The organism is Undibacterium sp. SXout7W (genome assembly GCF_049339385.1).
Classification (GTDB): Bacteria; Pseudomonadota; Gammaproteobacteria; order Burkholderiales; family Burkholderiaceae_D; genus Undibacterium.
Genome location: NZ_JBMPPF010000002.1, coordinates 280,721 through 300,976, shown reverse-complemented (window position 1 = coordinate 300,976; position 20,256 = coordinate 280,721). Strand labels below are relative to the sequence as shown.

Genomic DNA, 20,256 nt, shown 5'->3' with positions numbered 1-20,256 from the left:
ATATGGCTAGATACAGGCTGAATACGTGCCAAAAATACGTTGAATATGCGTTGAATATAGGTGGGATACACGTTAAACAATATGAATATCAAATTCACAGGGAAATCGAATGAAAATCTGTATGAGGCAAATAGGATGAGGTCACGATGTTAGGCGGTGTACTGGCAGCACTGGGCGCCGGTTTGCTCTGGGGGCTGGTCTTCATCACACCGCTGATGTTGCCTGATTATCCCGGGCTGATCCTGTCATTCGGGCGTTATGCCGCCTTTGGTGTCATTGCACTGGTTCCGGCCTGGTTTGACCGTCAGAAGCTGCGGCAGTTACGGCGACAGGACTGGATCGCTGCATTAAAGCTGGCACTGGTTGGCAATATTCTGTACTACGCAGCGCTGGCCACCGCCATACAACTGGCGGACGCGCCTTTGCCGACCATGTTGATCGGCACGTTGCCGGTTGTGATCGCCATCTGCTCGAACTGGTCACCGCACGATCCCAGTGAAGCCATCGCATGGAAAAAACTCGTTCTGCCGCTGACATGCATTTTTATTGGCCTGATGTTGGTCAATGCCGCAGAACTGGCACATATGGAGGGCAAACGTAGCATGCGCGATTATGTGCTGGGAGGAGGGATTGCGCTGTTCGCCGTCGCAGCCTGGACCTGGTATCCGATCATGAACAGCCGCTATATGAAGATCTACACGCATATTGGCTCTGGCACATGGGCTACAGCACAGGGACTGGCAACACTGCCACTCGCGTTGTCAGGATTTATTGGATATGGCCTGATCCAGAGTCATCATCCTGAAATGAATTTTGCGTTTCCGGCAGGAAGCCAGCCACAAAAATTTATCTTATTCATGCTGACTCTGGGTTTTCTCGCCTCCTGGCTAGGCACACTGTTGTGGAATTACGCCAGTCAACGCCTGCCTACCAGTCTGGCAGGGCAATTGATTGTGTTTGAAACCTTGTCGGCACTGCTGTATGCGTTTATCCTCAGGGGAACTGTACCAGCGCCACAGATACTCATGGGAGTATTACTATTATGCGTAGGGGTCAGCCTGTCAGTGAAAGCATTTCAACCCGTGTCGCATTGATACTCCCTCATTATCTCTACTATTTGATTACCTGAACTGATCTCATGTTGACTAAAAAAGCCCTGCTGATGTCGTCCATGTTTGTCTTGATGGCATGTAGCCCAAAGTTTGACTGGCGAGAAATCCGGGGTACGGATGCTCCCTACACAGTACTGATGCCAGGAAAGCCTGCCAGCGCAGGAAAAGACATGCAATTACAGGGAATCACCCTGCACATGAACATGACTGCCAGCGAAGTGGCAGGCGTCAACTTTGCGGTCGGCAGCGCCAAACTCAGCAATCCCGGTGACGCTGGCATCGTGATAGAGGCCATGAAAAAAGGCATGATCAACAATATACAAGGCTCGCTGAACACCAATACCAGCCAGGCGGGGAATGCCAGCAATGACATTGAAGTCCGTGGCCAGTTGAAAAACGGTGAAGCCGTCATGATGGCAGCGCGCTTCATCACCAAAGGGCAATGGGTGTATCAGGCTGTCATACTGGGTCCCGAAAAAGCTGTCACCCGTGACGTGATCGACACGTTTATGACCTCTTTCAAAACAAACTGAAACACGGATACCTCATTTTGGGATTATGATAGGAACCGTACTTCGCTCGTCGATACAAGCCTTCAACAAGAGGAGAAATGACCATGCTGATCACGTTTAAATCCAAAGCTGCGACTGAAGTCACTATGTATAAGGAACACGCAAGGCGCATCCTGGATCTGCTCCACAAGGATATTGAGCGCGGCATCATCACCCCGGCAGAACTGCCACAGGCAATACAAAAAATTGAAGCAGCAGTGGCCGAAAGCAAAGCCCATCCGATCACAGACGAAGTCAGCCGTGATGTCAATGCGCATCACAACGCCGATGGCGACGACCACGAACATGAAGCCCCGGAGCCGGTGAGTTTTGCCACCAGAGCGTTTCCGGTACTGGAAATGCTGCATGCAGCGCACAAAATGCAGCGTGAAGTGATGTGGGGGGTGTAACCCATGACATCGCACATCGAAGGCACCAGAGAATTTGAATACCGGGCCACTGACGGCACATGCCTGTTCGTGCGTGACTGGCCTGTCAGTGCGGCACAAGATAGCACGGCGAAACAAGGCATTGTTCTCATGCATGGTCTGGGAGAACATTGTGGAAGGTATGCCCATGTTGCCCGGTTTTTCAATGCTCTGGGTTTTACTGTGCGTACCTACGATCATCGGGGTCATGGCCGCTCAGGTGGTGGTGCTGGTGATGTACCGGACAACACCACACTGCTGTCCGATGCACAACTACTCATTGCGGATTTCAGCCAGCAACTCGCGCAACCACCGCTACTGCTGGGACACAGCATGGGCGGGCTGTTCGCGGCACGCTTTGCTGTTGAAGGCCTGGCGCCTTTGCAAGGACTGATCCTGTCGTCACCAGCGCTGGCGATTCAGATGTCGCAGTTCCAACAAGGCTTGCTAAAAATCGCCTCGGCACTGATTCCAGGCGTCGGCATACCAAACGGACTCAAAACCCGCTATCTGTCGCACGATGGTGAAGTCATCCGGGCTTACGAGAATGATCATCTGGTGCATCCAAAAATCAGTGCAAGACTACTTGGCAGCATGTTGGCTGCAATGGAATATACACACGCCAATGCCAGCAAACTACAGATCCCGGTCTTGTTACTGGCGGCAGAAGATGATCATCTGGTCGATCCGGCTGGTAGCCGACGATGGTTGGAACAGGTATCGCTCTCCGGCAATATCACCGCACATTTTTATGAAGGTTTTTATCATGAAATCTTTAATGAGCTGGATGCCACCAGAGTATTCGACGATCTGCGCACCTGGTTGGAACAACAACATTTCACTCCGATAGAAACAACTCAGAAAGCAGCCTGAGCGATGAATCAGACAACGATATAAACAACAATAAACAAGTACTGATGATGAATACTTTTGGCATTGTTAACTTTGGCTTATTTTGCGTCGCAGTTTTGCTGCTGAACGCCACTCCCGGCCCCGATACTGCCTACATTATTGGCCGCAGCGTAGCGCAGGGACGCGCCGCAGGCATGGTTTCCGCGTTAGGCATTTCTGTTGGTTGTCTGTTTCACTCGGTGGCATCCGCCTTTGGCCTGACCGCCATCATTGCCACCTCCGCCACCGCGTTCATGCTGGTAAAAATGGCTGGTGGCGCTTACCTGATTTACCTCGGCATACGCATGGTGATGACCAAACCCATACGCCCGACAGAGAGCCCGATATTGCAAGATAATCGCCCTCTGCCCAAGATTTTCTGGCAAGCGGTGCTGACGAATATCCTCAATCCTAAGGTTGTTTTGTTCTTTTTATCGTTCTTCCCTCAGTTTGTCAGTACTGACACTGAGCATAAAACGACAGCTTTTTTGTTGTTGGGAGCGACTTTTGTCATCATGAGCACGATATGGAATAGTGGAACTGCCTTTTTGGCTGGTACACTAGCGCGCCGCGCAGGCCGCAATCCGCATATCAAGCTTTGGCTGGAACGTGTTGTAGGCAGTGCTTTTGTGGCACTCGGCATCAAGCTGGCATTTTCAAAGAACTAATATGCAAGAACAACCAAGAAAAATACTGGGCAAGCCCGCCAGACCGACACGTCCGGCCGCGACACCAGTACCGGAATTCCAACTGGTAGAGATGAAACCAGATTCACTGGCGTTCAGCCTCGCCGGTGCGGCGCAGGCAGTCGCTTTTGTACTCGAAGGAACAGCATTACCACAGGCACTGGCGAAAGTGTTTACCCAGACAGATGCCACACCGCAAGCGCGCGGTGCCATACAGGACATCGCCTATCGCACGATGCGTCAGGTAGGTCGCGTTGATGCCCTGATGAAGGTCATGACCAATAAAACACCTGAACCAGCCTTGCTGTACGGCCTGCTATGCTGCGCGCTGACCTTGCTGGTGCCGGTCGATGGCGAAGATGCGCCTTACGAAGCCTTCGTCGTCGTGGATCAGGCTGTCACCGCCGCCAGTTCAAGCTCCCACATGGTGTTTGCCAAGGGCATGGTGAACGCAGTACTGCGTCGCTTCCTGCGCGAACAGGATGAGCTGCTCAAACTGGTCATCAAACAACCGGCTGCTGCATGGAACTATCCGCAGTGGTGGATAGATCAGTGTAAAGCCGCCTATCCTGACCACTGGCAAGCCATTCTGAACGCGGGTAATCGCCCACCACCACTGACTTTACGTGTTAATCGGCGTCAAAGCACCGTAGAGGAATACCTGCGTCTGCTGGCAAGTCACCAGATTGATGCGACCCAGATCGGACCATATGCTGTTCGTCTGGTCAAGCCTGTTCCCGTAGTGCAGATTCCGGGTTTTGAAGACGGCATGGTCTCGGTGCAGGATGCAGCAGCACAGCTGGCAGCACCGTTGTTAGATGTGCAAGACGGCATGCGAGTACTCGATGCCTGTGCTGCACCCGGTGGTAAAACCGGACATTTACTGGAGCTGGCAGAGATTGATTTACTGGCACTGGATACTGATCCGGCCAGAATACAACGCATCCACGACAATCTGGCACGCCTGAAACTGTTTGCCGCGATCAAAGATGGTGATGCCAGCCGCTCAGGATGGTGGGACAGACAAGCGTATGACCGCATTCTGGCAGATGTACCATGCACCGCCTCAGGTGTGGTCAGACGTCATCCGGACAGTCGCTGGCTACGTCGTAAAACCGACACGGCACAGCTGGCAGCATTGTCAACCCGCATTCTGGACAATCTGTGGCGTATGCTGAAACCCGGTGGGAAAATGCTGATGGTTACCTGCTCAATCTGGCCGCTGGAATCAGAAAATCAGGCCGCTGCTTTCGTCCAGCGACACGGAGCAGTCCGACTGGATGCGCCCGGACAATTACTTCCGACCTTAGCGACCATTCATAGCAAAGGTAACGGTGATGATGTATCGACTGAACATGACGGCCTGTTTTACGCCTTATTTCAAAAACCGCTGGAAAGCTGACAGAAACAAAGCAGTTCAGGCTATGTTAAGGCTATTATTCGTACTTCATTTTTCTTCACTGATTGCATGATTCAACGCTCGACTCACTTGCTGCGCCGGCTAATGCTGACCTGTGTGTTAGCGCTACTGGCATTGCTGATCGCGCCACACAGTCATGCCATCGAAGCCGAAGTCACATCTGCCAGACTGGAATCGAGCGAAGAAGGGTATCGCCTCGCTGCCAGTTTTGCCTTTGAACTCAGCCACGGACTGGTAGAAGCCATTTCCCAGCGCGAAATTCCGGTGTCATTTACGACCGAAGTCGAATTGACACGACCGCGCTGGTACTGGTTCGACGAAAAAACGATACGTTCAGTACAAACCGTTCGCATCGGCTATAACACCTGGACACGCAATTACACCGCCACCATCAACAACGGATTACAGCAAAATTTTCCTACTCTGGAAGAAGCGCTGGCACTGGTACTGAGACCACGGCGCTGGGTGGTTGCGGAAAAAAATGCTCTCAGCAATGGCGCCGTCTATAACGTTGCAGTGCGTTTGCGCCTGGATCTGAATTATCTGCCAAAAACCTTCCTGATCACGTCACTCAATAATAGTGACTGGCGACTGTCATCTGACTGGAAACGCTTTACCTTCAAGGCAGACGACAAGTGACCAGATTTTTGCGGTATGCCTTGATTATTGGCGGTGCTCTCATGAGTATCCTGCTATTTTTTCTGACAACCGCATCCGATAACTCTGCACGCTTTGAACATTATTATGGCTGGCTACTGGGAGCCAATGCGGTCGTCGCGCTGGCCTTGCTGGTACTGGTACTGACACTGTTATGGCGCTTGCTGAGACGCTATCGCACCAAAGAATTCGGTTCACGCCTGATGACGAGGCTGGTACTGTTGTTCGCTCTGGTCGGCATTTTGCCGGGTACGGTCATCTATGTCGTCTCGGTGCAGTTTGTCTCGCGTTCCATCGAATCCTGGTTTGACGTCAAAGTCGAGTCAGCACTGGATTCTGGTAAAAACCTCGGCCTCAGTGCACTCGATTTTTTGCTGGCAGACCTGCGCGCCAAAGCGCGTGAAATGGCGGCGGAATTGTCCGAACCATCTGAAAGCTCAGTCGCCATCCAGTTATCCCGATTGCGCGAAAGAACGCAGGTACAGGAAGCAACTATCTTCAATAGCCGGGGCCGTGTGATTGCCACCGCCAACGAAAATGTCGGTAGCCTGGTACCGGAACTGCCGACCGCCGACATGCTAAGGCAGGCGCGTAATGCACGCTATTATGCAGCGACCGACGAAAAAATCGTCAACGCCAACCCGACTGACAACACCATCAAAAGCGACGGCAGCGGTGGTAATGGTAATACCAGCAGCGGAGCCAACCGTCCTGCACTGGCCCCGGAACCAAGCAAAATCCTGCGTTCACGCGTACTGATCCAGCTACAAAGTGCCAGCAACGGCCTGTCATTGCAACGCGAAACACTGTATCTGCAGCTGATCCAACCCGTTCCCTCCAATCTGGCCATGCATGCAGAAGCGCTACGTAGTGCGTCCAGCGAATATCAGGTCAGGTCGCTTGGCCGTAGCAGCCTGAAAACCATGTATATTTTTACGTTGACCCTGACACTGTTACTGGCGATATTTGCCGCCATCACCAGCGCCTTCCTGATTTCAGGTGAGCTCGCACGTCCATTGCTGTTGCTCGCTGAAGGCACCAAGGCCGTCACAGAAGGAAACTTCTCACCGCGCCCTATCGTCACCAGTTCAGACGAACTAGGCAGTCTGACGCAATCCTTCAATACGATGACGCGCCAGTTATTCGATGCCCGGACTACTGTCGAAAAAAACCGGAACGAACTCGAAAACGCCAAAGCCTATCTGGAATCCGTACTGGCCAATATGTCCGCCGGTGTGATGGTGCTGGACCAACATTCGCATCTGGTCACATGCAATGAATCTGTTGAGCGCATTTTGCAACGTCGCTTAGAAAGCGATATTGGAAAATCGCTGACTGATATTGAAGGGATGAATACCTTTGCCGTCGCCATCGACAAAGCATTTTCTGAACAACACGCACAATCCGCGGCAGGTGGCGATAGCGCGCAAGAACAGCACTGGCAGCAGCAAATCGAAGTACCTCGGCCAAACGCGGGGGTGATGCCGGAAAAATCTGCCAATGGCATGCAAAGCGACGACGGACAGAGCATTACCTTACTGGCACGCGGCTCGCATTTACCGGTAGGAAACGGCAATGGTTATGTGATCGTGTTTGATGACATCAGCAATATCATTTCTGCCCAGCGCTCTATCGCCTGGGGTGAAGTGGCACGCCGTCTGGCACATGAAATCAAAAACCCGCTGACGCCCATACAATTATCCGCTGAACGACTGCAAATGAAGTTGCAGGACAAACTCGGTGACGCCGATGTCGCTATCCTGAACAAAAGCACCACCACGATCGTCAATCAGGTTACCTCCATGAAGCGCATGGTCGATGATTTCCGCGACTATGCTAAAACACCACCGGCAGTGCTGACGCCACTCAATCTTGGCGAACTGATCGATGAAGTATTACACCTGTACATGGCGGGAGATGACCGCGACATCATCCGCCTGAATCTGGCAGCTGATCTCCCGCAGGTCATGGGAGATGCAACGCAGATGCGGCAAGTCATTCACAACCTGCTGCAAAACGCACAGGATGCCGTTGCCGAAAACCCGCAGACAGACATCGCACCACGTATTGATGTGATCACGGAAGTGGTGCGTTATCAGAGCGCCGGGAAAGATGCGCGCTCGGCAGTCAGATTATCGATCATTGATAATGGCCCCGGATTTTCCGGCAAAATTCTGGCCCGCGCATTCGAACCGTATGCCACATCCAAGCCGCGCGGCACCGGATTGGGTCTGGCAATGGTGAAAAAAATTATTGATGAACACGGCGGCAGAATCGATATTCAGAATCGTAGCGATACAAACGGTGCAAAAGTAGCGATTTTGCTGTTAAAGTTAGCACCGGATTTGAAAACAGCATAAAAATCCGGCTATTCGTCACAGGCTTCCGACAGAGAAGCACGGACAAGAGAAGTACAAAAACACAGGGTGGTAATAGGGTAGATTTATGGCAAACATATTAGTCGTTGATGATGAAATGGGAATCCGGGAATTGCTCTCGGAAATTCTGGGTGATGAAGGTCACGTGGTACAACTGGCTGAGAACGCACAACAGGCGCGTCAGGCACGTCAGGACGCAAGGCCGGATCTGGTGCTGCTCGATATCTGGATGCCAGATACCGATGGTGTGACCTTACTCAAAGAATGGCAGCGCGATGGTTTGCTGACGATGCCGGTGATCATGATGTCCGGACATGCGACTATCGACACGGCAGTTGAAGCGACCCGCATCGGCGCATTGAATTTCCTCGAAAAACCCATTGCACTGCAAAAACTGCTCAAGGCCGTTCAGCAAGGGCTGACTCGCACCGCTGAAGCACCAAGACCAGCGATTCCGGTTCTGCGTGTGATTGGTAGCGACATCAGCAGCGCTGCGGTTGCCTCGGCCGCGACGGTGAGCAACACTGCGCCGGTGAATTACGAAACCCGTCAATTCAGTACCGCACAAGCGATATCAGCCTCGCCAGCCAACCAGTTTGCGAGCTTGTCTTTTGATTTACCATTGCGCGAAGCACGTGATGCATTCGAACGAATTTATTTTGAATATCACCTGAACCGTGAGAGCGGCAGCATGACCCGCGTTGCCGAAAAAACCGGTCTGGAACGTACCCACCTGTATCGCAAACTCAAACAACTCGGTGTGGAATCCGTGAAATACGCTAAACGCGGCGAATAAGATGCGTCAGCCTGTACCACTGACGCTCGTCAGTGGTGGTAGCTACCAGCAACGTGAGGCGGCAATCCATGACGCTATCCAGCGATCATCCACTGCCTCAGATACCACTTCATCTTTCATCTCTGATAACGCCAACGCCTCTGCTGCCGTCATTCATGCAGCGATTCATGCAGTTATTCTGGAAGGTTTGCCAGACGGTAAGATGATTCTGTCAGAATCACCGCAATTGTCTTTGCAACGCATCGCCCCCGGTTGTTTTTGTTGCATCGGCAATCTACCCATGCGTGTCAGCCTGAACCGCGCTTTACGTCAGCCCGTGCAACGCATTTATCTCGGCGTTGCCAGCAGCGCGCATTTGGATGCGATTCGCTCCGCCTTACTGGCCAGCCCCTACGATCAGTTGCTACTGGCAGATTATTCTATTTGCTTGTAGACTCAAGTCACTGACAATCACGTCGTAACTAACAGTAACAGCCGTAACAGCGTTGTCAGTCTGCTTGAAATCCGCTGCTATCAGCACCATGTCCGGTTTATATGAGGAAACACCCCTCCAGCCAGAAAGGATGCCTAAAATGAATATCATTTACAACAGCGAACAATACAGCGTCGTCGAATATGGCGCAGATACCGAGCACGAAGCCCTGCGCTTCGGTGGGTATGAAATTACCGATAAATCAGTACGTCGCGAATGGTTTATCGGTGGCTCACTTGCTATTCACTTTCGTAAAGATGTGCATGATCTGATTGCCACTGAACCCAGCATAGAAGAGATCGACGATTTTCTCGGTCAATTTGATGCTTACATGGGGCAAAGCGTCTTGTTGCACTGATTGACTCTCGCCTGAATCGTCAGCGGCATGAGTATCCAGGCGTCAACAAGCGTATGTGCGCTGGGCAAAGGGCTTTATCGGAGCAGAATTTCATTCAGCATGATGGTATTCTGATAAAAATAAAGCCCTTGTTGTTATCCGGCAAACATATTCATGTTCCGTCAATTCTGTTGCGTATATCTGTGCAGGCATACTGAACATCAGCTATCGCAGATACAGCTGTGCGCATTTGCTGTTATCGTGATGTGGAAATGAATACGGAAATCATCCCTCTCCCCCCACCTTCCAAACACGCCTTATGCATGTAGCAAGTCCTCATCTCTGGCTGGAACAACTGCGACAACTATCGCCGCATCAGCCTGCGGTACTGATCACCGTCACTGGCAGTCAAGGCTCGGTACCTCGTCAGCCCGGAGCACGCATGCTGGTCACTACAGACAGCCTGTATGACACGATAGGGGGTGGGCATCTGGAGTGGAAAGCCATCGCTCAGGCGCGCCTGTGGCTGGAGGATCAGCAAGATGTGCTGGACTGTACTCGTCATGCAACGCTGGCACTCGGCCCCTCTCTTGGTCAATGTTGCGGCGGTGTGGTGCGCATCATGCTGGAAAGAGTCGATGCATGGAGCGATGCAGCAAGGGTTGAGCGACTTGCGGGCTATCAGCAAGAAAGCCTGGTGTTGCCACATCTATACCTGTTTGGCGCGGGTCATGTGGGCTGCGCCGTAGTGCACGCATTACAAAACACGCCCTGTCGTATTACCTGGGTAGATGAACGTGATCATCTGTTTCCTGCCGATTTACCGGCTCACATCATCACCGAAGCGACCGACATACCCGAAGCAGTGATTGCCAATGCCGCGCCGGGCAGTTACTTTCTGGTCATGACGCACCATCATGGACTGGATCTGCATCTCTGCGAGCACATACTGCGCAGCAATCATGCAGCCTGGTTTGGACTGATAGGTTCACTGACCAAGCGAGCACGCTTTGAACATCGTCTGCGCGAGAAACACATCAGCCAGCGGCAACTGGACCAAATGCATTGTCCGATAGGATTACCCGGCATCACAGGAAAAGAACCCGGTGTGATTGCCATCGCCGTTGCGGCACAGTTATTGCAGGTCTGGACTGAAAAATCGGTTCAGACAGCTTCCTCCGCATTTGCTGAAACAACATAATGAAAGATCACATCATGAGTACTCACTTACACGAATTGATCCGCGGCTTGCCAAAAGCAGAATTGCATTTGCACATCGAAGGGAGCCTGGAGCCGGAGATGATGTTTGCGCTGGCCAAGAAAAATCAGGTTCCACTTCCTTATGCCTCTGTTGACGAAGTCCGCGCTGCCTACAATTTTGAGGATCTGCAATCGTTTCTGGATTTGTATTATGCAGGGGCAGCCGTTCTGCGAACGGAGCAGGATTTTTTTGATCTGACGTTCGCCTATCTGCAAAAGGCGATGGCCGACAATGTACGTCATGTTGAGTTGTTCTTTGATCCGCAAACCCATACATCGCGGGGAGTCAATATTCGCATCGTTTTTGCCGGTATCGCCCGCGCCTTGCGAAAAATGCAGCATGAACACGGATTATCAGGGCGCATGATTCTGTCTTTTCTGCGTCATCTGAGTGAAGAAGAGGCGATTGCCACGCTGGAATCGGCATTACCCCTACGCGAGGAATATGCCGACGTCTGGATTGGCGTCGGGCTCGATTCTGCCGAAGTGGGCAATCCACCCGAAAAATTCCGGCACGTGTTTGCCATTGCCGAAGCAATGGGCCTGCATCTGGTTGCCCATGCAGGCGAAGAAGGGCCGCCAGCGTATATTTGGGGCGCACTCGATGAACTGCATGCGGAACGGATAGATCACGGCGTACGTGCGGAAGAAGACGCTGCCTTGATGCATCGCTTACAAGAGCAAGGTATTCCTCTCACCGTATGCCCGCTGTCGAATCTGAAACTGTGCGTGGTGAAGGATTTGCGTGATCATAATCTGGCACGAATGTTACGACGAGGAATCCGCGTCACCATCAACTCAGACGATCCGGCGTATTTTGGTGGTTATATCAATGCCAACTTTATAGCGACAGCCGACGCGCTGATGCTGAATGCCGATGAGATCGTGCAACTTGCCCGTTACAGCTTTGAAGCATCGTTTGTTCCGGCAGAGCAAAAAGAAATCTGGCTGCGTGAGCTCGCAACATATGCCGCAGGTTTTCAGTAGCAAATGGCGTCGAATGGCCGCATAGACGTTGCGTAGATATTGGCATCAACGTTGCAAGCGGCGTACCGGCGTCTCACAAGCGGCGCATAAACCGTGCACAAACGTCGCACACAAGACACACACACTACACTGCTGTCATCTGCCTGCCACGAGCGCAGGATAAGCTGCTATGCTTTTTGCATTCTGCTGATCTGCGCCGGATTGCACCGGATAACGAAAGGGCCATCGTGGCAAATCCCCTCAGCCAGTTTTTCCAACGCCTGTTCGGCAGCGGTGTCAGCACGGCCACAGCTCCTGCCAATCGCCCAACCATCGCTACCACCGTGGCAAGCTCTACCACTTCAGCAGCATCAAATGCAGAAACGCCGACAGTCAACGACAATCTGATCACTGCCACTGCATCAACTACAGATACGCTTCCAGCGACCGACCACAGCGCTGCCAACGACCTATCAGCCAGTGCGTCTGCAAGTACGTCAGCGACGACATTCGCCACACCATCGAACACTGCGGCGACAGCGGCAGCAGAGACTGCCACTGCTGACACCAGCCATGTAACGACACCGGCTCTGGTCGTCTGGAAACCCCATATCGCCATTGATGACTTGTTTTTTGACTGGCTGATGGGATATCCGGGCGAAGGCAGCAGCGCAGATAATGAACAGGAACTGTTGCAGTCCTTGTATCGACTGCTGGCCTCGGATCTGAATGATGCCGTCATCGTCCCGCGCATGCCTTCTGTGATCCCACAACTGCTGCATAGTCTGCGTAGCAAAACCGTATCGACGGGCGAACTGACCCGGCATATCGTCAAAGATGCCAGTCTGGTTGGCGAAGTGATTAATACGGTCAACAGCGCACTCTACAATCCGGCAGACCGGATAGACAATCTGGACAATGCCATCATGATGCTGGGCGAAGAAGGATTACGACTGGTAATTGCCAAAGTCGCATTCCGCCCCATCATCAATCTGCATGCAGGCCAGTACACGCGCCGGGCAGCACCATTGATCTGGGCGCAATCCGAAAAATGCGCCATCGCCTGCCATACTCTGACACACAAGGACAGCAGCTTTGATCCTTTTCACGCCTTCCTTGCCGGCCTGACTAAAAATCTCGGGCTGATCATTGCGTTTCGCCTGCTGGATCAGGAATGCAAACAGGCAAAATTTAAATATTCCATGGGTTTTCAACTGGCGATGTCATCCGTCGCTGCCACCTTGGCATACCGCATTGCCCAGCGCTGGGAATTTCCTGAACAGATAGTACAGGCATTACAGCAACAAGCTGGCGGCCGCAAACCGGTGGCATGGACGCCACTCGGCCATGTATTGCATACCGCCGATCTGATCAGCAAAATGCGGGTGCTGGTGAATCAGGTACAACTGAGCGGCAATGATGTGCAACTGACTGCCGGACTAAGCCAGGAGGCGAGTCTGTGCTACACCCGGCTCAATACATTGCAACTGCATGATCTGGCGGGAGTCAATTCTGTGAATATGGATATACTCCCTTAAAAATATCAGTTATATAGCCGCTCCCCATCAATTTTATTCGGTGTTACAAATATACTTCTGGGGAGTATAGTAGAATCCAGGCATCTTTCCTGGTTAACCTGAGCGCGTATTATGGAACATCTGATGAACATCCCTGGTCTTGGCACCTTACTCCAGGACGATGACAACGACTGGTTGATCAGCCAGCCAGTCGCCATTGCTGCCCTCGACGGCATCGAATGCGAACTGCTGATTGAAGCCTATGTCGGCGATAGTAAAACCGAGGATTTTCATGAGGCCATAGAAAATTTTATTCACCTCAGCAAAACGTCCCTGGCCGCCGCAGAACCGGCGATTTTTGCCTACTATCAAGACGTGACACAGCTACGTCGCGCCGAAAAACAGGATGTGATTGATATCGCAACGCCCGCCGATGTCTGGCAACATATTCGCTTCGGCGCAGAAGCCCTGATCGTGCGTCGCAGTACCGGCGATCAAGCCGTGTATGTATCGCTCGAATGCGATTGTGACTGGGAAGAAGAACGCGGTCTGCAACTGGTGTTCAAATATGGCAAGCAAATCAGCAAAGTTGGTCCGTTTGATGACTTTTTAAGCAATGCCGATGTCTACGGTTTAGCGGAACTGGATCAGGTGATTTACCAGAGTCCGGGTTAACGATAAGGCCCGGGGCTACACCCGGGATCACTTCTGACAACCCCAACAAACCAGGGCGTACAGAGTTCAGGTATTTTTTTGAGCGCCGAGTACGGCTCGTAAATCAAAATGCTTGCCGCCCTGCTTTGGCGTGCGGCAGGCACATTGCTGTAAATGGTGCGCCATCTCCTGCAAAGCCGCTTTTTTATCGCGCTGCTCCAGCGCATCCACCACCTTCAAATGCTCATCAAACGAACAGGGACGCGTGCCAGCGGCGTCGGGACTGGAAATCATCAGCGTTGTGCGCGAGACCAAACGACGCAGCATATCCACCAGCAAACCATTACCGCCCATTTTTGCCAGTTCCAGATGAAATTCGGCGGATAAGCGTATCCACTGCGTTCGGTTTCCCTGCAAATAGGCATCGCGTTCACGCTCAACCATGCTGCGCAAACTGCGGATAGCACGTTGATCAGCGTGTTCCAGCGCCTGCTCTACCGCCATTCTTTCAAGCACCTGACGCAGTTCAAACATTTCCTCTGCTTCCTTCTCCCCAGGACTGGCAATAAAAGCCCCGCGGTTCGGCTCCAGATCCACCAGACCATCCGCTGCCAACTGGCTTAATACCTTGCGCACACCATGACGCGCCATGTCGTAAATCTGGCTCAGCGATTGTTCAGTCAACTTGGTACGTGCCGGCAAACGATGATCCATGATGGCATCATAAATATCACGATACATGCGTTGCTCCGGATCAGCCTGATCGCGGTGTACATCATTCAATGCGGGTTCTGTCATTGGGAATAGCGTAAAAAATCGGTTGATGTCAATCAAGACAAGCGGCTCAGTGTTATGAGCGTCGATTTTACGTGTTCTGCACCACTTTTGATCAGATTTGATATTGATACAGATAAATACAGGCAAAAAAATAGCCCGCAATGTGCGGGCTTAAATCCAAACCTTAGGAGGTGTTGGAGGAGACAGGTACTACTTTAATGCAGCGCAACATATTTGTATGCTTTATTGTCTGAATATCAGTCATTAATATTGAGAATAACAGCGGCCATTCATCCGCGAGGGACGCACCACATGAAGCTCCGCATGCATGACATCTGCATCGTATTTCTCAACAATTGCATATGGAGAATACATAAAAAAAGCCCGCACAAAAGGCGAGCCGAATTTCAAAGCATTTCAGGCCTGGAAGAGACTGAGAACACTATATCGCATCGCAATAAAATCGAATATAGCCACCGGACTATCATTTTCATTGCCATTTCATTACCATTTTTTATGTAGCTTTTTTAAATAAATTCTTTTTCATGATAATTTTTCGCCATACATTGTCTGCGCGAGAGAACTGCAGGCCTGCTTTTTCTTTGACCGTCATGCTAAGGCAAAAAAAAACCCGCGACCTGTTGGTTGCGGGTTAAATCCAAACCTTAGGAGGTATTGGAGGAGACAGGTGTAACTATATCGCAGTGCAGCAAATTCACAAAACACTATTTTTGCATATCAATTATTCACAAAACAGATAAGAAGATCATCAACCCGCTTCACCTGCATCGATACATATCAAGGTATTCAATAGAAAAGTTATCCTGAAGCATACGCTGAACCAGCGCGAACTTACTTCGCACAAATAGATGAAAAGAAAAAGGGCAAAAAAATAGCCCGCAAAGTGCGGGCTTAAATCCAAACCTTAGGAGGTGTTGGAGGAGACAGGTATAACTATATCGCAGCGCAACAAATTCACAAAACGCTATTTTTACATATCAGACATTCACATGAAAAATAACTGAGACTGATACAACATTGTCCTGACAAGGTTTGGCAACGAAAGCCGTACGCGTTTATATTGGTTCATTATTGGGTCGGTATTGGGCAGGCGCTGGGTTTGGGCTTGCACAGAGGGGATACAACAGGGTGTCACAAGGCCGCCGGAGCAATTTCCATCAGTCCTGATCAGCAATGAGCGCATCCTTCAGCATTCAATTCATCACTCGCATACGCCACTACATGCAAGGAAGTACTGACCTGTACACGAAGCCACAACGTAAAAATATCAACATCTCAGACACTGTATTTGCCGTATTTGCCGTCATTCAGCTATTCAGGCATTCAGATGGCAGGCGGACAAATGGCCGGGCGCAATTTCTTTCAGCGCAGGTACATCTACCGCACACCTGGCCATCGCATGGGGGCAGCGTGGATGAAAATGGCAGCCGCTGGGCGGATGCAGTGGCGAGGGAATTTCACCCTGAATCGCAATGAATGCCGTTTTTTTCACTTCCAGTCTGGGTGCAGAAGCCAGCAGCGCCTGAGTATAGGGATGATTCGCATGTCTGAAAATATTTTCAGTAGCGGCAGATTCCACCACTCGCCCCAGATACATGATCATCACCCGGTCGGATACATGCCGGATCACGCCCAGATCATGGCTGATGAATAAATAGGTCAGATTCAGCTGATCGCGTAATTGAATAAATAAGTTCAGTACCTGAGCCTGTATCGAGACATCCAGCGCAGCAACGGCTTCGTCGCACACCAACACCTGCGGTTGCACTGCCAGTGCTCTGGCAATGCCGACACGCGCACGCTGACCGCCAGAAAACTGATGAGGGAAGCGTTGTGCAACGGCGGGGTCCAGCCCAACTTTTTGCAGTAACTGTTCGACATAATCGCGCTGTTCGCCAGCACTGATCAAACGGTGCGCCAACGGAGCTTCACCGACGATATCCTTCACGCGCATACGCGGATTGAGAGATGCGTAGGGGTCCTGAAAAATCATCTGTATCGCCAGTTGCAACTGTTTGCGCTGTGCTGCATCTGCCTGCGTCACATCCTGCCCCTGCCACCAGCGGCTTCCGTCTGACATGCTGTGTAAACCGGCGACCATACGCCCGAGCGTCGATTTACCACAACCAGATTCGCCCACCAGTCCAAGCACTTCGCCCTGATGCAGACGCAAATCTACTCCCTGAACTGCATGCACGACCGGTTGAGGCTGCTGTGCGCCGCAGAAATGCAGCAGTCTGGCAACCATATCCATCTCCTGCCCAAAACGCTTACCAGCTGCGCGTAATTCCAATAATGGCTCTGCGTTGGCTCGCGTCATATCGGATCGGCTCATCAATTCGCCTCCTGTTGCGATGCCAATGAGGACAAGGTCTGCGGTGTGTGCAAAGGGGGCAAGGAGGGCAAAGGGTGGTGGCAGCGCAGATCGCGTCCATCCACCAAGCGTGATGGCGGTACCAGCTCACAAGCAGCGCTTGCATACGTACAACGCGGGCGAAAAGCACAGCCCGTGGGTAAATTCAGCAATGAAGGTGTCATACCGGGAATCTGTTGCAACAAGCGCCCTCGTGTCTGTGATGTTTGTGGTGCCTGGCGTGAGGGTGCCGACGCGATCAGGCCCTGGGTATAAGGATGACGCGGCTGCTCCAATACCTGCTGCGTAGTGCCATGTTCAATGATTTTACCGGCGTACATGACCGTTACTGTATCGGCCAGACCTGCAACGACCGATAAATCATGGCTGATCCAGATCAGTGATGTCCCCGAATCTTTGCATAACTGCTGCATCTGAAACAAAATCTGCCCCTGTATCGTCACATCCAGCGCGGTGGTTGGCTCGTCGCAAATAATCAGATCGGGCTGATTCAGCAGTGCAATCGCAATCGCAACACGTTGGCGCATCCCCCCCGAAAATTGATGCGGATACGCCAGCAAACGCTGATCTGGTGCAGGAATCCCGACTTTCACCAGTGCATCGCGCGCCATCTCGCGGGCTTTGGCGTGACTGACCTGTTGATGTGCAAAGATGGTTTCCATCATTTGCGTATCAATCCGCAATACCGGATTGAGGGTCATCATCGGGTCCTGAAAAATCATAGCGATACGATTGCCACGCAATTGCCGCAAACCTTCCGCTGACATGCCGCGCAACTCCTGCCCCTGAAACAAAATACTGCCGTGGCTGATCTTGCCCGGCGCGTCAATCAATCCCAGAATCGAATAGCCAGTCATGGATTTTCCGGAACCCGATTCACCGACCAGGCCCATAATCTGTCCCGGCTCAATACTGAAAGACACATCATTCACAGCGCGGATGATGCCGGCACGGCTCGTGAATTCTGTCGTCAGATGGCTGACGGATAAGGTTGCATGGGAAGAGTTTGTCATAACCAATGTTTCAATGGAGTTGCAGACGTGGATTGAGTACATCCCGCAACTGATCGGCCACCAGGTTGATCGTCACCACGCTCAACAATAATGCCAGTCCCGGGAAAAAACTCATCCAGTATTTTCCCGACAACATATATTGAAAACCGTTGGCAATCAGCAGGCCAAGTGAAGGTTCCGTCACTGGCAAACCCAGCCCCAGAAAAGATAAGGTCGCTTCCAGCGAGATCGCCGATGCCACCTGTAAAGCAGAAATCACGATCAGCGGTGGCAGGCAATTCGGTAACAGATGCCGCAAGATAATGCGTACCGGAGATAAACCAAGGCCAATGGCAGCCTCAATATATTCTTTACGCCGCTCCACCAGCGCGGCACTGCGTGCGGTGCGGGCATAATAAGCCCATTGCACCAGTACCAGTGCAGTAATAATCTTGCCCGTTCCCTGCCCCATCAGCGCCAGCAAAATCAAAGCAATCAGAATGGCGGGAAACGATAACTGGATATCAGCAATGCGCATGATCAGCGACTCCGTGCGCCCGCCAACATAACCAGCCAGCAAACCCAGAGTCAGGCCAATTGCCAGTGCAATCACGGTACTGCTAAAACCGACCAGCAAGGAAATACGTAATCCATACAGAATGGCGGACAGCATGTCGCGTCCCTGCTCGTCACTGCCAAGCAGGAACCGCACAGCTCCGTCGGCAGAAACCGCGCCGGGCTCCAGTCGTGAATCCATGATATCCAGTACCGTCAGATCATACGGATTCTGTGGCGCAATCCACGGTGCCAGCAGAGCAGCCAATATCAATGCCCCCAGTACAACGCAGGCAACAGTGGCAGACGCACTGGCAAAAAAATCCCGGCAAAAGCGACGAAACGCTGTGTCTGCATGCAACGGCGTCACCACAGCAGAACTCGTCGTGGAAGAAGGTAAATCTGCCATCATGCTCTCCCGCTGTCAGACAAGCGAACACGTGGATCGATCAGGGAATACACAATATCCACCACCAGATTAATCACAATGAACAAGGTCACGACCAGCAATAAATAAGCAACAATCACCGGGCGATCTAATATCCTGATCGAGTCGATGATCAATTTCCCCATTCCGGGCCAGGCAAAAATCGATTCGGTGACAATCGCGAAGGCGATCATAGAACCAAATTGCAGTGCCAATACGGTGACGATCGGAATCAGAATATTTTTCAGCACATGCACGCCGATAATCCGGCTGTTGCGCAAGCCCTTGGCACGCGCAAACCGCACATAGTCTTGCAGCAGAGCTTCCTGCGCCCCTGAGCGGGTCAGGCGAATCACCATGGCGATATTAAATAGTGCCAGATTGAATGCCGGCAGGATCAGGTGTTTCAGCCCATCGATCGTCAGAAAACTGACGGGTACCCCCAGCAGCAGGCTGGTTTCGCCGCGTCCGCTGGAAGGCAGCCAACCAAGTTGCACCGCGAATACCATGATCAGCATCAGCCCGACCCAGAACGTGGGCAATGAAAATCCCAGTATCGATATCGCCATAATGCTCTTACCGACAATGCTATGCGGTCGCAAACCCGCCAGCAAACCCAATGGAATACCTATCAGGATCGCCAGCAATAATGCCGACAAAGCCAGTTCCATCGTCGCAGGAAGCCTTTCGAGTATCAGCGTCAATGCCGGTGTGGCATAAGCAAATGAGCGCCCAAGGTCACCGCTGAGTGCATGACTCAGGAACAGTCCATATTGCTGAGGCAAGGATTTGTCCAGACCAAAACTGGTAATAATCTTTGCTTTTTCCAGCTGATCCGCATCCGGACTGATCAGCATGTCGATCGGATTCCCGATCGCATACACGCCGGCAAATACCAGCAATGACATGATGAACAAAACGATAATGCTTTGCGATAAACGACGAAAGATAAATCCCGGCATCCTGTTGGCTCTGTTGGTTCCTG

20 protein-coding genes are annotated in these 20,256 nt (G+C 51.8%); 15 read left to right on the top strand and 5 right to left on the bottom strand.

Annotated elements, in window-relative coordinates:
- Positions 1-146: 146 nt before the first annotated feature.
- From ACO0LB_RS03690 to ACO0LB_RS03620, 15 genes are all read left to right on the top strand, one after another.
- Positions 147-1,094 carry a DMT family transporter gene (locus ACO0LB_RS03690; protein WP_423046583.1) on the top strand — a complete coding sequence of 316 codons (948 nt, stop codon included), beginning with the start codon at positions 147-149 and terminating at the stop codon, positions 1,092-1,094.
- Positions 1,095-1,138: 44 nt separating this feature from the next.
- Positions 1,139-1,645 (top strand): hypothetical protein, encoded by a 507-nt coding sequence (locus ACO0LB_RS03685; protein WP_423046581.1) that lies wholly within the window; start codon positions 1,139-1,141, stop codon positions 1,643-1,645.
- 83 nt (positions 1,646-1,728) lie between these two features.
- Positions 1,729-2,073, top strand: a complete 345-nt coding sequence (locus ACO0LB_RS03680; RefSeq protein ID WP_423046579.1) for a DUF1840 domain-containing protein — start codon at positions 1,729-1,731, stop codon at positions 2,071-2,073.
- 3 nt (positions 2,074-2,076) lie between these two features.
- Positions 2,077-2,964, top strand: a complete 888-nt coding sequence (locus ACO0LB_RS03675) for an alpha/beta fold hydrolase (RefSeq protein ID WP_423046577.1) — start codon at positions 2,077-2,079, stop codon at positions 2,962-2,964.
- 47 nt (positions 2,965-3,011) lie between these two features.
- Positions 3,012-3,650 (top strand): LysE family translocator, encoded by a 639-nt coding sequence (locus tag ACO0LB_RS03670; RefSeq protein WP_423046716.1) that lies wholly within the window; start codon positions 3,012-3,014, stop codon positions 3,648-3,650.
- Positions 3,651-3,741: 91 nt separating this feature from the next.
- Positions 3,742-5,070 carry a 16S rRNA (cytosine(967)-C(5))-methyltransferase RsmB gene (gene rsmB / locus ACO0LB_RS03665; RefSeq protein WP_423046715.1) on the top strand — a complete coding sequence of 443 codons (1,329 nt, stop codon included), beginning with the start codon at positions 3,742-3,744 and terminating at the stop codon, positions 5,068-5,070.
- Positions 5,071-5,136: 66 nt separating this feature from the next.
- Positions 5,137-5,727, top strand: coding sequence for a DUF4390 domain-containing protein (locus ACO0LB_RS03660; RefSeq protein WP_423046575.1), 591 nt, complete (start codon positions 5,137-5,139; stop codon positions 5,725-5,727).
- Complete coding sequence (locus tag ACO0LB_RS03655) at positions 5,724-8,105, top strand: ATP-binding protein (protein ID WP_423046573.1); 2,382 nt, start codon at positions 5,724-5,726, stop codon at positions 8,103-8,105. The genes ACO0LB_RS03660 and ACO0LB_RS03655 overlap by 4 nt, the downstream gene beginning before the upstream one ends.
- 85 nt (positions 8,106-8,190) lie before the next feature.
- Positions 8,191-8,919, top strand: coding sequence for a response regulator (locus ACO0LB_RS03650; RefSeq protein WP_423046571.1), 729 nt, complete (start codon positions 8,191-8,193; stop codon positions 8,917-8,919).
- 1 nt (position 8,920) lies between these two features.
- On the top strand, positions 8,921-9,352 hold the full coding sequence (locus tag ACO0LB_RS03645; protein WP_423046569.1) for a GTPase: 432 nt from the start codon (positions 8,921-8,923) through the stop codon (positions 9,350-9,352).
- A gap of 139 nt (positions 9,353-9,491) precedes the next feature.
- Positions 9,492-9,749, top strand: coding sequence for a BTH_I0359 family protein (locus tag ACO0LB_RS03640; protein WP_423046567.1), 258 nt, complete (start codon positions 9,492-9,494; stop codon positions 9,747-9,749).
- A gap of 298 nt (positions 9,750-10,047) precedes the next feature.
- A complete protein-coding gene (gene xdhC / locus ACO0LB_RS03635; protein WP_423046565.1) occupies positions 10,048-10,929 on the top strand; it encodes a xanthine dehydrogenase accessory protein XdhC in 882 nt (293 codons plus the stop codon).
- A gap of 14 nt (positions 10,930-10,943) precedes the next feature.
- Positions 10,944-11,975: an adenosine deaminase gene (locus ACO0LB_RS03630; protein ID WP_423046563.1), complete on the top strand. Its 1,032-nt coding sequence runs from the start codon at positions 10,944-10,946 to the stop codon at positions 11,973-11,975.
- A 227-nt stretch (positions 11,976-12,202) separates the two neighbouring features.
- Positions 12,203-13,492, top strand: a complete 1,290-nt coding sequence (locus tag ACO0LB_RS03625; protein ID WP_423046561.1) for an HDOD domain-containing protein — start codon at positions 12,203-12,205, stop codon at positions 13,490-13,492.
- A 123-nt stretch (positions 13,493-13,615) separates the two neighbouring features.
- A complete protein-coding gene (locus ACO0LB_RS03620; protein ID WP_423046559.1) occupies positions 13,616-14,146 on the top strand; it encodes a DUF6985 domain-containing protein in 531 nt (176 codons plus the stop codon).
- A gap of 66 nt (positions 14,147-14,212) precedes the next feature.
- Here the strand turns inward: ACO0LB_RS03620 and ACO0LB_RS03615 are convergent, their stop codons facing one another.
- The 5 genes from ACO0LB_RS03615 to ACO0LB_RS03595 form a co-directional block, all read right to left on the bottom strand.
- Positions 14,213-14,923, bottom strand: a complete 711-nt coding sequence (locus ACO0LB_RS03615; RefSeq protein ID WP_423046557.1) for a GntR family transcriptional regulator — start codon at positions 14,921-14,923, stop codon at positions 14,213-14,215.
- A 1,315-nt stretch (positions 14,924-16,238) separates the two neighbouring features.
- Positions 16,239-17,258, bottom strand: a complete 1,020-nt coding sequence (locus tag ACO0LB_RS03610) for an ABC transporter ATP-binding protein (protein ID WP_423046555.1) — start codon at positions 17,256-17,258, stop codon at positions 16,239-16,241.
- Positions 17,258-18,310 carry an ABC transporter ATP-binding protein gene (locus tag ACO0LB_RS03605; RefSeq protein ID WP_423046553.1) on the bottom strand — a complete coding sequence of 351 codons (1,053 nt, stop codon included), beginning with the start codon at positions 18,308-18,310 and terminating at the stop codon, positions 17,258-17,260. The genes ACO0LB_RS03610 and ACO0LB_RS03605 overlap by 1 nt, the downstream gene beginning before the upstream one ends.
- A gap of 10 nt (positions 18,311-18,320) precedes the next feature.
- Positions 18,321-19,253, bottom strand: coding sequence for an ABC transporter permease (locus ACO0LB_RS03600; RefSeq protein WP_423046713.1), 933 nt, complete (start codon positions 19,251-19,253; stop codon positions 18,321-18,323).
- Positions 19,253-20,233 (bottom strand): ABC transporter permease, encoded by a 981-nt coding sequence (locus ACO0LB_RS03595; protein ID WP_423046551.1) that lies wholly within the window; start codon positions 20,231-20,233, stop codon positions 19,253-19,255. Before ACO0LB_RS03595 ends, ACO0LB_RS03600 begins: the two co-directional genes overlap by 1 nt.
- Between the last annotated feature and the right edge of the window lie 23 nt (positions 20,234-20,256).

Bases quoted from the DNA above. Each gene is read 5' to 3' on its own strand.
- xdhC (WP_423046565.1), top strand. From the start codon at position 10,048: ATGCATGTAGCAAGTCCTCATCTCTGGCTGGAACAACTGCGACAACTA.
- ACO0LB_RS03605 (WP_423046553.1), bottom strand. From the start codon at position 18,310: ATGACAAACTCTTCCCATGCAACCTTATCCGTCAGCCATCTGACGACA.
- ACO0LB_RS03620 (WP_423046559.1), top strand. From the start codon at position 13,616: ATGAACATCCCTGGTCTTGGCACCTTACTCCAGGACGATGACAACGAC.
- ACO0LB_RS03690 (WP_423046583.1), top strand. From the start codon at position 147: ATGTTAGGCGGTGTACTGGCAGCACTGGGCGCCGGTTTGCTCTGGGGG.
- ACO0LB_RS03675 (WP_423046577.1), top strand. From the start codon at position 2,077: ATGACATCGCACATCGAAGGCACCAGAGAATTTGAATACCGGGCCACT.
- ACO0LB_RS03615 (WP_423046557.1), bottom strand. From the start codon at position 14,923: ATGACAGAACCCGCATTGAATGATGTACACCGCGATCAGGCTGATCCG.
- ACO0LB_RS03660 (WP_423046575.1), top strand. From the start codon at position 5,137: ATGATTCAACGCTCGACTCACTTGCTGCGCCGGCTAATGCTGACCTGT.
- ACO0LB_RS03610 (WP_423046555.1), bottom strand. From the start codon at position 17,258: ATGAGCCGATCCGATATGACGCGAGCCAACGCAGAGCCATTATTGGAA.
- ACO0LB_RS03630 (WP_423046563.1), top strand. From the start codon at position 10,944: ATGAGTACTCACTTACACGAATTGATCCGCGGCTTGCCAAAAGCAGAA.
- ACO0LB_RS03595 (WP_423046551.1), bottom strand. From the start codon at position 20,233: ATGCCGGGATTTATCTTTCGTCGTTTATCGCAAAGCATTATCGTTTTG.
- ACO0LB_RS03670 (WP_423046716.1), top strand. From the start codon at position 3,012: ATGAATACTTTTGGCATTGTTAACTTTGGCTTATTTTGCGTCGCAGTT.
- ACO0LB_RS03680 (WP_423046579.1), top strand. From the start codon at position 1,729: ATGCTGATCACGTTTAAATCCAAAGCTGCGACTGAAGTCACTATGTAT.
- ACO0LB_RS03640 (WP_423046567.1), top strand. From the start codon at position 9,492: ATGAATATCATTTACAACAGCGAACAATACAGCGTCGTCGAATATGGC.
- ACO0LB_RS03650 (WP_423046571.1), top strand. From the start codon at position 8,191: ATGGCAAACATATTAGTCGTTGATGATGAAATGGGAATCCGGGAATTG.
- ACO0LB_RS03600 (WP_423046713.1), bottom strand. From the start codon at position 19,253: ATGGCAGATTTACCTTCTTCCACGACGAGTTCTGCTGTGGTGACGCCG.
- ACO0LB_RS03685 (WP_423046581.1), top strand. From the start codon at position 1,139: ATGTTGACTAAAAAAGCCCTGCTGATGTCGTCCATGTTTGTCTTGATG.
- ACO0LB_RS03645 (WP_423046569.1), top strand. From the start codon at position 8,921: ATGCGTCAGCCTGTACCACTGACGCTCGTCAGTGGTGGTAGCTACCAG.
- rsmB (WP_423046715.1), top strand. From the start codon at position 3,742: ATGAAACCAGATTCACTGGCGTTCAGCCTCGCCGGTGCGGCGCAGGCA.